This window comes from Chitinophaga nivalis, assembly GCF_025989125.1.
In the GTDB taxonomy this organism is placed as follows: domain Bacteria; phylum Bacteroidota; class Bacteroidia; order Chitinophagales; family Chitinophagaceae; genus Chitinophaga; species Chitinophaga nivalis.
Genome location: NZ_JAPDNR010000001.1, coordinates 3,496,125 through 3,508,300, shown reverse-complemented (window position 1 = coordinate 3,508,300; position 12,176 = coordinate 3,496,125). Strand labels below are relative to the sequence as shown.

Sequence of the window (12,176 nt, the reverse complement as noted above, 5' to 3'; positions counted from 1 at the left end):
ATGAAAGGAGGCGGTAAGGGAACCCCGTACAGCCTCCTCCCTATGGTATTTTTTATTGGCCATATCAGCCTTTCTGCATGAATGCCAATATCATCTTAACTATTTAAATACCATCATTATGAAAAAAGTAAAATTCGTATGGTTATCAGGCATTGCCATATTTGTCTATAGTGTGCTATCTGTAGCCTCCGCAAAAACAAATGATCATGTAAAGAACATTGGTTTCGCCAGCGCCGATACCGATTTTAATACCTCCATGTTTACGACATCCGCCATTGCAGCGGTCAGCAGAGATACTGTAATTGAGGTCTCCGTGATAGCGAGCGCAATGTACATGCCACAAGTATCAGTGTTTGTAGCCGGCACAATTACGCTGATTGGACTATCCGGCGAACAAGATCCGGACAGGATACGCACCGGCAAGAGAGAAGCCGTCAAAAATATAAGGCTGTCTTCTCTGGACTGACTGTTAATGATATAAGGCTACAGGAAGGAGTTCGTATTTACTACTTCCTGTAACCTTACACGATTCACCATCACCCGTCGAATAACACATGTTATGAAAAAATTATATCTATATACTATACTTTCCTTTTTCCTGTTTTATTGGGTGAGTACCACGTTATTCAATATGCCCGAGAATTATTTCAAGATCGGGTTTGGAGAACAGTATACCTTCTTTCACCGGCTATTCTATCAGCGCTGGTCGTTCTTTGCGCCACCACCTCAGTTCAACGACCGGTTATACTATATTATCAGGGATAAAAAATCACACCAACAGCGCACATTTGAAGTAATCGGGCAAATAACCCAGCAGAAACAATTAAAAGCCCCCTTTAACCAGGAAGAAAACCTGCTGGATTATGCCGTCAATAATTCTGTGCTGGGAATGAAAAACATTCAGCAGGAAAACATAAAACTGATCAGGTATTTACATCCTGACTCGTCGGATAGTTTTATCAGCAAAGCAACCCTGGCGATGACCTGGCAACATAACAACACCAGTGAGGCGATCAGAACATTGAAGCGATATGGCGCACTGGTGGCTTTAAAAAACAACCTTCCGCCGGCAGACCAGGAATTTAAAATGGTACTCTCTCAAAAGCAAATACCCAAGTTTAAAGACCGAAATAATAAGGATGTCCAAACAGCAGAAGCAGTGGTTTTTGAATCACCTTTCTATTCCGCTTCATTAAATAATTAGCACGATCATGCATACCCTGTTTCATCATCTTACGCAAACAAATACCAGATCTATTTATCTGTCTATCCTTCGTGTCGCACTTTGCCTGTGGCTATTGAAGGAATTGACTATTAACTGGACCAGCCTGGAATTACTGTACGGCACACACAGTTTTCTGGTTGCACAGAATGATATACTGCTAACCAGCATCGGCGTCAATATCCAATACCTGCGCGAGCATTACTTTGTGCTGATCATCCTATATACTACACTGGTCATCCTTTACCTGCTGGGCATCGGCAGGAATCTTACAGCTATTTTTGTTTTCCTTCTGGTAGAGTTGTTCCAGCGGATGAATAACATCAACCTTAATGGCGGCGATAACCTACTCAAGTTTATGTTGCTGTATCTCAGCTTTGCCAATACATTTCAGTACCTGGTGCTTTTCAACAGCCATAAAGTGAAAAAAGATCCGGCCGTCTGCAATATGCTGACTAACCTCGCCGCTTATTCCATTATGTTTCATCTTTGCCTGGCCTATTTTATTTCCGGTATTTCCAAAGCACATGCAGACGTCTGGTATAATGGGGTAGCCACTTATTACACGTTTTCGCTGGAACGTTTCAAAGGCACTTCCTATAACGAAGCAATTGTGTCCAACGGATGGATTGTACTGATTACCACCTATGCGACCCTCCTTTTTGAGCTGTACTTCCCGGTGCTTATCTGGGTCCGGAAGTTAAGAATACCGCTGATAATAGTGGGCATCTGTCTGCATATGGGGATTTATATTTTCATGATGATCTACGGTTTCCAGATTATATTTATCCTCACCTACGGCCTGTTTTTTACCAATGAGGAATACAGCAAGTTATTCGCATTTGTAAAACAACGGCATCCGGCTATCGCTGACTTTGAGATGAAGTACAGACGTTTCCTGGCATAACCGGGAGGGATACCCTCAGGGTGAGAAAGAACAGCCATTCCTCGCCCTATGGAAATTTCTTTAGTTCATCGCGCTCAAATATCCATTCCGGTGTTATCAGCCGGCCGGTAAAACTGGTCGGGTACCAGGGAGTAGCATGCATAGGATTTTTCAGTATATGGATGTTCTGGGCAGGCATATAACTTTGTGCCAGCAGGAATATTTTATGGCCGGCATCATTCTGTGCCACATCCATCACGATCACCGCATGACCGGGGGAACCGCCCCTGATAAATACATCACCCGGCATCAATTCACGTATAGCCGTTACCGGTTGCAGTTCGCGGCTGAGGCTTTGGGTACCGGCATACATAAATACCGTTTGCAGGTATGCCGAAAAACCGGCGGCACTCTTATCCGGCTTTGTCTGTTGTATCCGTTGCAGGCGGCCCTGTTTCAATACAAAACGAATCCCTTGCTGCCAGCTGTGATAATCCATACGGGTGCCATCCGTGGCCTTAAAGGCGATTTTATCTGATTGTCCGGAACTGTACTGGTATTCGGCATACAACCGGATGACCGCGTCCGCGCATTGCTGCAGGTCTTTATCTCCCACGGAGATATCCAGTACCGCATACTGGGCTTCCTGGTTCCGTTTCGGGCGGCCATCAAACAGGTAAACCGTGTGATCTGCTTTCAGCGCGCGTTGACGCAACCAGGCGCCGAAAGATCCGGCCGGCTGCGGCACCCGCCGGTAGCCTGCCGGCAATGGAATATCTTTCACGAAGGTAGCCGGGGGCATAACGGTGGCCGGGCTATCCGGCGGAGGTGTGGTATTTACTTTTCCGTTCGAACAATGACTCCCTAAAAATAGGCTGCTGGTCAATAATAACATCCGGATCATGCGCTGCTGATTTTAGGAGTAGATGCAGCAACGGCATTTTTCCATACATTTTTTTCAACGCTTAGTGGCCGGTTGCAGGATACGCTGTATGGTAGCTGATTTGAGATCTTTGCCGATAAATACCAGGGTGGAAGCCGGCGTTTCCTCTCCCCAGCTGCCCACGGCTGTGATGTGCAGGTATTTTCCGGTAGACTGCACCAGGAATTTTTCGTCACTATCCTGTATGCTTACATACCCTTTGATACGATATAACTGGTCCGGATATACGTTGCAGTGAAAATCGAGTACATATACCAGCATATTGAGGTTAAAAGCATCAGGCGTCGTAAACAATACCGTATTTATTTTATGGAGATGTTCCACTGGTGCGGGTGTATAGGGAATAGGTGACCGCGTTACCGGGGCGTGCAGGTCCCGCAGTTTCAGCTCCCCGCTTTCGGTAGCCGTTACGAATGCCAACGGGTTAATCGCTTCCAGCATTTCGTATACACTTACCAGTTCGGGTACGGTTAATGCCATGATTTTATTGATCACCAATACATCTGCACAGGCAATCTGTTTTCCGGGTTCCGGTTGCTGTACCAGGCGATCCTGTATATTTTCCGCGTCTACCACACATACCGTACGTACCAGCTCATAGTGTGCCGTTACTTCCGGCAGCTGCAACATACCGATGATGTTACCGGTATCTGCAATGCCGGTGGTTTCAATGAAAACGTGATCGGGGGTGTCTTCCATCCGTAACACGTCTCCCAATACTTCCAGCAGTTCATTGTCCAGTGAGCAGCAGATGCAACCACTGGTTAATTCGTACAGGTTATCGATTTTACCGGCGATCAGGGTAGCATCAATATTCACTTTTCCGAATTCATTTTCGATCACTATATTTTTACTGGCCGACAGCTGTTGCAATAAACTGTTTAACACGGTGGTTTTACCGGCACCCAGAAACCCCGTGATGATATATACTTTAATCCGGTTCTCTTTTTCCATATTTTCTTTTAGCATGATATAAGCAATAGATACCGATAGCGATCAACGGTATACTCAACAGCTGGCCCATATTCAGGAGATGACCGTTTTCAAAGGCTGCCTGGTTTTCTTTTATAAACTCCAGCCCGAAACGTACACTGAAAACCGCCATCAGTAACCAGCCGAATATAGTTCCCGGGCGGGACAAGGCTTGTTTGTAGCGGTAGGCATACCACAACCATCCGCCAATGACCGCATAACATAATGCTTCATACAATTGCGCCGGATGACGCGGGATGTTATCTACCCGCGTGAATATAACTGCCCAGGGTAATTGGGTAGGGATACCGATGATTTCTGCATTAAAAAAATTACCGATACGGATCAGGCAACCGGCAAATGGTACTGCCAGTGCCAGCCGGTCCAGCAGCCAGCTGTAAGGCACCTGGTACCGGCGACAGAAAAGCGCGGCCGCCAGTAAAATGCCGATGGCGCCACCATGACTGGCCAGTCCCTGATAGCCGGTAAATACCCAGCCTTGTTCATTGTGCGTAACCGGAAGGATGATTTCCCACAGATGATACCGGTAATAGTCGAAGTCATAAAACAGGCAATGCCCCAGCCGGGCTCCTGCCAGCGTACCCACGAAAATGTATATGGTTAGTTTCTCCAGTAACGCAGGCGGTGTTCCCTCCCGCCGGAAAACAACCGACAGCAATACATAAGACACCAGGAAGGCTGCCATAAACGCCACACTGTAATACCGCAGGGCAAAACTGCCGATATGAAAAATTTCCGGCGCTACCCGCCATTGTAGATATAACATCATCATCTCCTGAAAAACTAAATCGCTGGTGTGCAAACATAACCAAAATATAATTTGCAACAATGTTGCATTTGTTAATTATTTTTTATTTTGCCGCCGCAATTAAACCGACATATGAAAAGAAGGGATTTTTTCCGCAACACCTCTCTAGGTCTGCTGGGTACTGCCATGGTAGCACCAGTACGCACCTTTGCCCGGCAAATCAGCAGCCAGGGACATCATGCCCGCAACATCATCTTTCTCGTGAGCGACGGCATGAGCACCGGCACCTTAAACATGGCCAGCCTGTTGCTGCAGCGCAAAGAAGGGCGGCAAAGCCACTGGCTGCAACTATATGAAACCAACCAGGTCGCCCGTGCGCTGATGAGTACCGCATCTGCCAGCTCCCTGGTCACCGACTCTGCAGCGGCCAGTTCTGCCTGGGGAGGCGGTGTGCGGGTACACAATGGCTCCCTGAATGTTGGCCCTGACGGCACCCACTATACCCCCATCCTGCAAAAATTCAAGGCAGCCGGTAAAGCAGTGGGCTGCGTCACCACCGTACCCATCACCCATGCCACGCCGGCGGGCTTCTGTATCAGTAACAGCCACCGGGGCGATATGGGTGAAATTGCGACCCAATACCTGCCCTTACAGTTTGATGTGATGATGGGTGGCGGCGCCCATTACTTCCGGGCGGATAAACGTAAGGATCAGACGGATCTCTTTGCCCGGTATAGCACCGCCGGCTATACGGTTGTGCGGGAACGCACTTCCCTGCTGGCATTGCCGGAGCAGCACACCCGCCCCCTGCTGGGCGTATTCGACGACGAGGGGCTGCCCTATTCGCTGGACCGGCAGCAGGATACCCGGTTACAGCAACAGGTGCCGACGCTGGCAGAAATGACCCGGCAGGCCATCCGGCAACTCCGGCGTAACAAAAACGGCTTCGTCATGCAGGTGGAAGGCGGAAAAGTAGACTGGGCTGCCCATGCCAACGATGCCGGTGCCTTGCTGTACGACCAGATCGCCTTTGATGAAGCCATAAAAGTTGCGGTTGATTTTGCAGAACAGGATAAACATACCCTCGTGATCATCACCACCGATCATGGCAATGCCAATCCCGGCCTGTATTATGGCGATAACACCGATGTATCCTTCGATCGCCTGCAGCATTACCGGCATACCAATGAATGGATCTTAAATGGCATCACCCGCAACGATACCCCGGCTAAGGTAGCAGAACGCATCGCCTATGCCCAGGGGTTTACCATCTCTCCTACGGATGCCGCTGCCCTGCTGCAACACTACACCCATCTGGACGAAGGAGGCTTGTATAACCCGCGTAAGCTGCCCTATAAAGCGCTGGCGGCGCTGCAAACGACCGCCACAGCCATTGCCTGGGGTGGTATGGATCATACCGCCGATTATGTAGAACTGGCCATGCTGGGGCCTGGCAGCGAACTGCTGCCTGCCTTTGTAAAAAATACCGACCTGCATACCCTGATGCTACGCGCCACAGGCCTGTAACCGATTCACTTTCCGGGTTCCGGCGGGCAGGAATCCGGAAAGGAATGGTTATCTTTGACCGCATGTCATTGTTTATTACATCATTGAATTCGGGAAGCAACGGTAACTGTTATTATATTGGTAATGATACCGAAGCTGTGCTGGTAGATGCAGGGATTTCCTGCCGCGAAACAGAAAAAAGGATGCTCCGTCTCGGGCTTTCCATGCACCTGGTGAAAGCCATTTTTGTATCACACGAACATATTGATCATATCCGCGGCATTACGGTGCTGGCAAAGAAATATCAGCTGCCGGTATATATTACTGCCGGTACCTTGTCGCACGGTGGCCTCGCCCTGAGTGAGCACCTGGTGATGTCTTTCACAGCCTACACACCGGTACAGATTGGCGGCCTTTCTGTTACCGCTTTTCCCAAACTGCACGATGCCGCAGAACCACACAGCTTTATCGTAGCCAATGATGTGGTGAAAATCGGCGTATTTACCGATATCGGTGCGCCCTGTGAACATGTGATCCGCCATTTCCAGCAATGCCATGCTGCTTTCCTGGAAGCCAACTACGATGAAACCATGCTGGATCAGGGACGTTATCCCTACTACCTGAAAAATCGTATCCGTGGTGGCAAAGGGCACCTTTCCAACAAACAGGCGCTGGAGATCTTTACCCTTCACCGGCCGGCTTTCATGAGTCATCTGCTCTTATCTCACCTGTCACAGGATAACAATAATCCTACCCTGGTACAGGAATTATTTGCGCCACATGCCAATGGTACGGAGATTATAGTAGCCTCCCGGTATGCGGAAACACCAGTGTATAAAATTATCGCCTGATCTTTTGTAATTTGCAAGGATTAAAAGCAACTGTATGGGATACGAATTACCCGCTTTTTATGAACGCCTGATGAAAAAATACCCGGTAGTATCACAAGCCGAATGGCAGCTGCTGGATAGTATTGCTACTGTTAAGCACATTAAAAAAGGGGATACTTTTCTGAGATATGGCAAAATAGCCCGTTATTCAGCCTTTGTCATATCCGGGATGTTTAAATTTTCGATACTGGATGATGAAGGCAACGAAAAAATACTGCGGTTCGGATTTGCGGATGATTTTCTCGCCAATTGTGAAAGCTATAATAAGCGGGTGCCGTCTGCCATCAGTATTACTGCTATTGAAGATGCCGTGATCCTGAAAATGAATATTAAAAGGCTGCAGCCCCTGTACGACCTGCATCTCAGTCTCCTGCATGTAAACCTGCAGCTGTACCAGGAACTACTGGAGCAACAGGCAGAACATCAGCAAATACTATCTTTTAAAAGTCCGCTGCAACGTTACCGTTTCCTGTTGGAACGCCGGCCGGCTATCATACAAAAAATATCCCTCACCAACATCGCCCGGTATCTGTATACCAGCCGCGAAGCCTTGAGCAGAGCCAGGTTGCTGCTGATTGACCAGGCCCGCAACTTTTGTGATTGAGATCACAGCCATGCTCCCGGCGAAGCAATAGTTTTGTATCAAAAAAGATATGCGACAACCGATATTGCTTCTGCATGGGCTTTTTGGTGGCTTAAGCAACTGGAAGGATGTAGTCACTCACTTTAACGGCACCTATGATGTCCGTATTCCTCCCCTGCCCATTTATGACCAGTACAGAGGAGACCCGCTGGATTACCTGGTAGGCTTCCTCGAAAACTACATCGAACAACTGAACTGTGAAAAAGTAGTACTGATCGGCAATTCGCTCGGTGGCCATGTAGCCATTCTGTATACACACCGGCATCCTGAAAAGGTAGCTCAACTGATTCTCACCGGCAGCTCCGGACTATATGAAAACACAGGTATAGGCAGCTATCCCAAACGCGGTAATTATGCGTATATCCGTGAACGTGTGGCCTATACTTTTTATGATCCGGCAGTAGCTACCGATACACTGGTAGATGAAGTGTATCGTATTACGACCAACGCCCTCAAATGTTTGAATATCATTCGTACTGCCAAATCCGCCCAGCGGAACTATGTGACCGCTTTGCTGCCAGCTATTACCACGCCTGTATTGCTGCTATGGGGAGAAGATGATAAAATATCGCCACCGGATGTAGCACACGATTTCCTGCGACTCCTGCCCAATGCTGAACTGGTGATGATTCCACATTGCGGCCATGCGCCCATGATGGAAAGACCGGATATATTTAACCGGGAAACCGAGCGCTTCTTAGCTACGGCAATCCCTGCGTAAATACAAAGGATAATGACTGTATAACTTTCCCTATAAACCGCCTGACGGGTTAAAGTTATATCGGTGTGCAGCCGCGATGAACGGCCGCACACCGATAACTTATGCCTGCTTTTTTAATCCGGTCCATTTCCGGTAACCGAAATAGGCCGCACCTATTATCAGCCAGACAGGCCAGATTTCAATCACGAAAAGAATGAGCCCACGAAACAATCCGCCGCCACTACGGAAGGCGGTCAGCAAGGCGGTGCCAAAGCTTGCCTGGCTTACCTGCGCCGGGTTTACCACAATCTGAATATCCGCCACTTCCGGCTGAAAAAGTTGTACATCCAGTGTAGCATAAGCCACATTATCCAATATTTCCAGGTTGTTCATTTTCCGGTCTATTGCCTGCTCCTGCCGCGTTGCTTTATAATCTGCCACATCCAGTGCTGTAGCCGTTTTACCAGGCACTATTTTTCCCGTATCCATTTTTTGCGCCTGGTTTTTTAACGCATTTCCCAGATACAACAGTGTCATATCCTGGTCTTTCAGCAATCGTGAATCAATAAAAGACGACATATCCGTGAGGGCACGCACCACCGCATCCAGCTTATCAGCCGGCACTTTCAGGGTAAGGCCTGCAGTGGGCGTATACAATTGTACTTTCTTTAAAGAGTCTGCCGAATAAGGCAGTTCCTGCTCCCGTACATAGGCGTTCTGCAGGTTGCTTTCTACCACTACACCCGATACTTCCTGCACCAGTTGTTCCAAGCGGGAAGTAGCCTGAAATACATTATTGACGCGGCATTTGATCGTTGCTGTACGTACTCTTTTGCGGGAGGCGCCATTAATCGCCTGCATGTTGTGAGAGAAACCGGTGGAGTCGGCGGAAGCCAGGTACTCCGCTGCATTGGCTCCGGATGTCGTTTGTGCATCTTCTGCATTGTTGACACGGGCGCTACAGGCGAACAGTGCGACCATAGGTACGAGGTAAAAAAAGGTATAACGCATAACAGGAAATTTATGTTTTATACTGCCTGCTGCGAAAAGGTAACCTTGTCAAAATGTTAAAATAAAAAAACAGCCTGCACTTCAATTAAATACTGCTGCCGCATACCCCGATTAATTCAGTAACTTCACGATATAGTATTTGCATGATGACAGTTCCGCAAAAATATCAGTCCCGGCAGGCTGAGATCACCCAGCAGTTTATTACAGCCGTGAACAAACATATCGACAGTATCCTGGATGGCAGTACAGATCATATGTATCACATCAAGGATATTGCCCGCATTATGTTTATCCATCCGGTACATCTCAGTAATACCATCAAGCTGCATACCGGTCATGCACCCTGTTATTATTTTGAAAAAAAATTGATGGAGGAGGCAAAAAATATGCTGGCAGATGACCAGCTGACGATCACGGATATAGCTACCCGGCTTACTTTCGACAATTCAAATTTCACTAAGTTCTTCAAACGGTTTGAAGGGGTTACCCCATCGGCTTACCGGCAGCAGCAGGCTGCCATCGCTGCCCATTTATAGGTATCGTTGTATATAAATCGGTTTCAGAAAAAAATAATTGGCCAGGAATTTATTATCAAACAAATCGCCGTCATCAAAATAAAATCCATTGGTAAACTCTGTTTTTGAGTTGAGGCGTACGATACCGGAAGCATGTTCCACAATATAGTATACGGGAATAATCACGATGTACTTGCCGTTTTTACCTGTCAGTTTCGCCCATTTGATAGGTAATCCCGTCAATGCAGACAACCGGGGCTTCAATGTTCCTGCCACATTGGTGGAAAAGTCGAGCTGTGTGATTTCACCATTTACGCCGATAGCCGCCTTAATGGTAAAAGCCAGGCTCTCGCTGTTCCCTTTGGACGGGGTCATAATCGTATCCAGAAACCGGGAGAGTTGTTGATAAGCACCGTTATTTGCCATCGATTGCTGCGCATAGCTATTCCAGCCTAAAAATACCAATAGTAAGATCAGCAGGGTTGTTTTGGAGCATTTTGATCTCATAGTATCTGTTTTATATACAATCGCATAACGATGACGCCTATACTCTTTTCAATAGTTAAGTTACGACATCTCTTCACTAAAAAGATAGGTCGTGCATAATTTTCCGCATAAAAAAAATGGCGGCAGTCAGTGCTGCCTGCGCATCTACCGCAGCACAGCACTATCATTTTATTGAAAGGTATCTGATTGCATATAATATCAATTCCTTATTTATATATTTTGCCTTCCTTATTAAATTCCCGGATCAGTCCTTCTTCCAGGTCCTGTTTTGTAATAGGCTGCATCTGCCCGTCGGGCTGTATATTTTTAAGGAAACAATACTGCGCCACATTGATAATGGATGCGCCGGAGATCTCGTGAGCGGCAGCTACCTGCTCCAGCATGCCGGGCGTAGCCAGTAATTCGTCTTCCAGGATCATTTTCCAAAGCTTCAGCCTTTCCGGAGGGGTAGGCATCGGAAACTGGATCATCGCCTGAAAACGGCGCGAAAAAGCGGGATCTATGTTATTCTTGAAATTGGATGCCAGTATCACCAGGCCATTATAGTTTTCAATCCGCTGCAACAGGTAAGCGATTTCCTGGTTCGCATATTTATCGTGCGCATCCCGGATGTTCGTTCTTTTTCCGAACAAGGCATCTGCTTCATCAAAAAAGAGTATCCAGTTTTTATGTTCCGCCCGGTCGAATAACCGCGACAGGTTCTTTTCCGTTTCTCCGATAAACTTGGATACTACCTGCGACAGGTCTATCCGGAATACATCGATCCCTTCCTGCGTGGCTGCATCTGCCGGATCAGGCTTTCCCAGCAGACAGGCCGATAAGGTTTTACCGGTTCCCGGCGGGCCATAAAACAGGGCCCGGTAACCGGGTTTCAGGCGTTTATTTTTAGCAGCCAGTTTATCTTTTACGCGTAGCCACTTTTTAAGCTCCTGCAGCTGTTCCATTGTCTGCGCACTTAACACGAGGTCTTCCCAGTCCAGCGGCGTGGTAATACTTTCTGCCGGAAAATCATTACCAAAACGGGGCTTCGCATGTTTACCGGTCAGAAAAAGGTCAATGTATTCCTGCGACAATACGATCTTTCCACTCATGGCTGGTTCTCCTTCCGGTGGCTGTTCCAGCCATAACACCTGCCGCTGTGCAAAAAAATGTTTTTCACTCAGCAATGCCATCGCATTGATGCGGGCTTCCAGGTCTTCCCCTGCCAGTAAAAACAGCAGGGTTTCTCCGGTAGCCAGCATGCCCCGAAACTGTGTACCTTTCACACAGCCAATCAGGGGAAAATCGCCTTTGCTGATCAGATAATCCTGGATGGTTTCTTCAAAGAAAACCGGATTTACATGGGGGGCCAGTGCCAACAGCAGTAATAACTGTTCTTCTCCGTTCAAGTTATTTTTCCGGATAAAATCTGCCAGCGGCATTTCCGGCGAGGCATCTCCTGGTGCATGACTGCCCACCTCCATCGTTGCGGTTTCATCGGCATCCGCTATCTTGAAATAGGTGGCCAGTCTTTTCCGCATTTCCTGCTGCAGCCAGGTTAAGTATTCCTGCAGTACTATAGCATTTTTGTTATTGTTGTTATACATCATCTTAAATCGGGGCTATCAGGTAA

14 protein-coding genes are annotated in these 12,176 nt (G+C 47.7%); 8 read left to right on the top strand and 6 right to left on the bottom strand.

Features of this window, described 5'->3' with window-relative positions:
- Positions 1–118 precede the first annotated feature (118 nt).
- From OL444_RS14175 to OL444_RS14165, 3 genes are all read left to right on the top strand, one after another.
- Positions 119–466: a hypothetical protein gene (locus OL444_RS14175; protein WP_264732423.1), complete on the top strand. Its 348-nt coding sequence runs from the start codon at positions 119–121 to the stop codon at positions 464–466.
- Between the two features lie 93 nt (positions 467–559).
- Entirely contained in the window at positions 560–1,204 is a 645-nt protein-coding gene (locus OL444_RS14170) for a hypothetical protein (RefSeq protein ID WP_264732424.1), read from the top strand.
- 7 nt (positions 1,205–1,211) lie between these two features.
- Positions 1,212–2,129 (top strand): HTTM domain-containing protein, encoded by a 918-nt coding sequence (locus OL444_RS14165; RefSeq protein WP_264732425.1) that lies wholly within the window; start codon positions 1,212–1,214, stop codon positions 2,127–2,129.
- A 46-nt stretch (positions 2,130–2,175) separates the two neighbouring features.
- Here the strand turns inward: OL444_RS14165 and OL444_RS14160 are convergent, their stop codons facing one another.
- From OL444_RS14160 to lgt, 3 genes are read right to left on the bottom strand one after another with little or no spacing between them, the layout of a single operon-like run.
- Complete coding sequence (locus OL444_RS14160; protein ID WP_264732428.1) at positions 2,176–3,012, bottom strand: DUF4846 domain-containing protein; 837 nt, start codon at positions 3,010–3,012, stop codon at positions 2,176–2,178.
- Between the two features lie 54 nt (positions 3,013–3,066).
- Positions 3,067–4,005: a CobW family GTP-binding protein gene (locus OL444_RS14155; RefSeq protein ID WP_264732430.1), complete on the bottom strand. Its 939-nt coding sequence runs from the start codon at positions 4,003–4,005 to the stop codon at positions 3,067–3,069.
- Positions 3,983–4,816 (bottom strand): prolipoprotein diacylglyceryl transferase, encoded by an 834-nt coding sequence (gene lgt, locus OL444_RS14150; RefSeq protein WP_264732432.1) that lies wholly within the window; start codon positions 4,814–4,816, stop codon positions 3,983–3,985. Before lgt ends, OL444_RS14155 begins: the two co-directional genes overlap by 23 nt.
- Before the next feature lie 108 nt (positions 4,817–4,924).
- Between lgt and OL444_RS14145 the strand changes: the two genes are divergently transcribed.
- From OL444_RS14145 to OL444_RS14130, 4 genes are all read left to right on the top strand, one after another.
- Positions 4,925–6,319: an alkaline phosphatase gene (locus OL444_RS14145; RefSeq protein WP_264732434.1), complete on the top strand. Its 1,395-nt coding sequence runs from the start codon at positions 4,925–4,927 to the stop codon at positions 6,317–6,319.
- A gap of 62 nt (positions 6,320–6,381) precedes the next feature.
- A complete protein-coding gene (locus OL444_RS14140; RefSeq protein WP_264732437.1) occupies positions 6,382–7,149 on the top strand; it encodes an MBL fold metallo-hydrolase in 768 nt (255 codons plus the stop codon).
- Positions 7,150–7,183: 34 nt separating this feature from the next.
- On the top strand, positions 7,184–7,792 hold the full coding sequence (locus OL444_RS14135; RefSeq protein ID WP_264732441.1) for a Crp/Fnr family transcriptional regulator: 609 nt from the start codon (positions 7,184–7,186) through the stop codon (positions 7,790–7,792).
- 49 nt (positions 7,793–7,841) lie between these two features.
- Entirely contained in the window at positions 7,842–8,552 is a 711-nt protein-coding gene (locus tag OL444_RS14130) for an alpha/beta fold hydrolase (RefSeq protein ID WP_264732443.1), read from the top strand.
- Between the two features lie 99 nt (positions 8,553–8,651).
- Here OL444_RS14130 and OL444_RS14125 read toward each other — a convergent pair whose 3' ends face one another.
- Entirely contained in the window at positions 8,652–9,542 is an 891-nt protein-coding gene (locus tag OL444_RS14125) for a DUF4349 domain-containing protein (protein ID WP_264732444.1), read from the bottom strand.
- Positions 9,543–9,685: 143 nt separating this feature from the next.
- On the opposite strand from OL444_RS14125, the gene OL444_RS14120 reads away from it, so the two are divergent.
- Entirely contained in the window at positions 9,686–10,078 is a 393-nt protein-coding gene (locus OL444_RS14120) for a helix-turn-helix domain-containing protein (protein WP_264732446.1), read from the top strand.
- Here the strand turns inward: OL444_RS14120 and OL444_RS14115 are convergent.
- Positions 10,073–10,564, bottom strand: a complete 492-nt coding sequence (locus tag OL444_RS14115) for a hypothetical protein (RefSeq protein ID WP_264732448.1) — start codon at positions 10,562–10,564, stop codon at positions 10,073–10,075. The two genes, OL444_RS14120 and OL444_RS14115, sit on opposite strands and share 6 nt — an antisense overlap.
- Before the next feature lie 206 nt (positions 10,565–10,770).
- Positions 10,771–12,153 (bottom strand): ATP-binding protein, encoded by a 1,383-nt coding sequence (locus OL444_RS14110; protein WP_264732450.1) that lies wholly within the window; start codon positions 12,151–12,153, stop codon positions 10,771–10,773.
- Between the last annotated feature and the right edge of the window lie 23 nt (positions 12,154–12,176).

What these genes read in the sequence shown, in the direction of transcription:
- OL444_RS14175 (WP_264732423.1), top strand. Translation starts at nt 119, where the DNA reads ATGAAAAAAGTAAAATTCGTATGGTTATCAGGCATTGCCATATTTGTC.
- OL444_RS14170 (WP_264732424.1), top strand. Translation starts at nt 560, where the DNA reads ATGAAAAAATTATATCTATATACTATACTTTCCTTTTTCCTGTTTTAT.
- OL444_RS14165 (WP_264732425.1), top strand. Translation starts at nt 1,212, where the DNA reads ATGCATACCCTGTTTCATCATCTTACGCAAACAAATACCAGATCTATT.
- OL444_RS14160 (WP_264732428.1), bottom strand. Translation starts at nt 3,012, where the DNA reads ATGATCCGGATGTTATTATTGACCAGCAGCCTATTTTTAGGGAGTCAT.
- OL444_RS14155 (WP_264732430.1), bottom strand. Translation starts at nt 4,005, where the DNA reads ATGGAAAAAGAGAACCGGATTAAAGTATATATCATCACGGGGTTTCTG.
- lgt (WP_264732432.1), bottom strand. Translation starts at nt 4,816, where the DNA reads ATGATGATGTTATATCTACAATGGCGGGTAGCGCCGGAAATTTTTCAT.
- OL444_RS14145 (WP_264732434.1), top strand. Translation starts at nt 4,925, where the DNA reads ATGAAAAGAAGGGATTTTTTCCGCAACACCTCTCTAGGTCTGCTGGGT.
- OL444_RS14140 (WP_264732437.1), top strand. Translation starts at nt 6,382, where the DNA reads ATGTCATTGTTTATTACATCATTGAATTCGGGAAGCAACGGTAACTGT.
- OL444_RS14135 (WP_264732441.1), top strand. Translation starts at nt 7,184, where the DNA reads ATGGGATACGAATTACCCGCTTTTTATGAACGCCTGATGAAAAAATAC.
- OL444_RS14130 (WP_264732443.1), top strand. Translation starts at nt 7,842, where the DNA reads ATGCGACAACCGATATTGCTTCTGCATGGGCTTTTTGGTGGCTTAAGC.
- OL444_RS14125 (WP_264732444.1), bottom strand. Translation starts at nt 9,542, where the DNA reads ATGCGTTATACCTTTTTTTACCTCGTACCTATGGTCGCACTGTTCGCC.
- OL444_RS14120 (WP_264732446.1), top strand. Translation starts at nt 9,686, where the DNA reads ATGATGACAGTTCCGCAAAAATATCAGTCCCGGCAGGCTGAGATCACC.
- OL444_RS14115 (WP_264732448.1), bottom strand. Translation starts at nt 10,564, where the DNA reads ATGAGATCAAAATGCTCCAAAACAACCCTGCTGATCTTACTATTGGTA.
- OL444_RS14110 (WP_264732450.1), bottom strand. Translation starts at nt 12,153, where the DNA reads ATGATGTATAACAACAATAACAAAAATGCTATAGTACTGCAGGAATAC.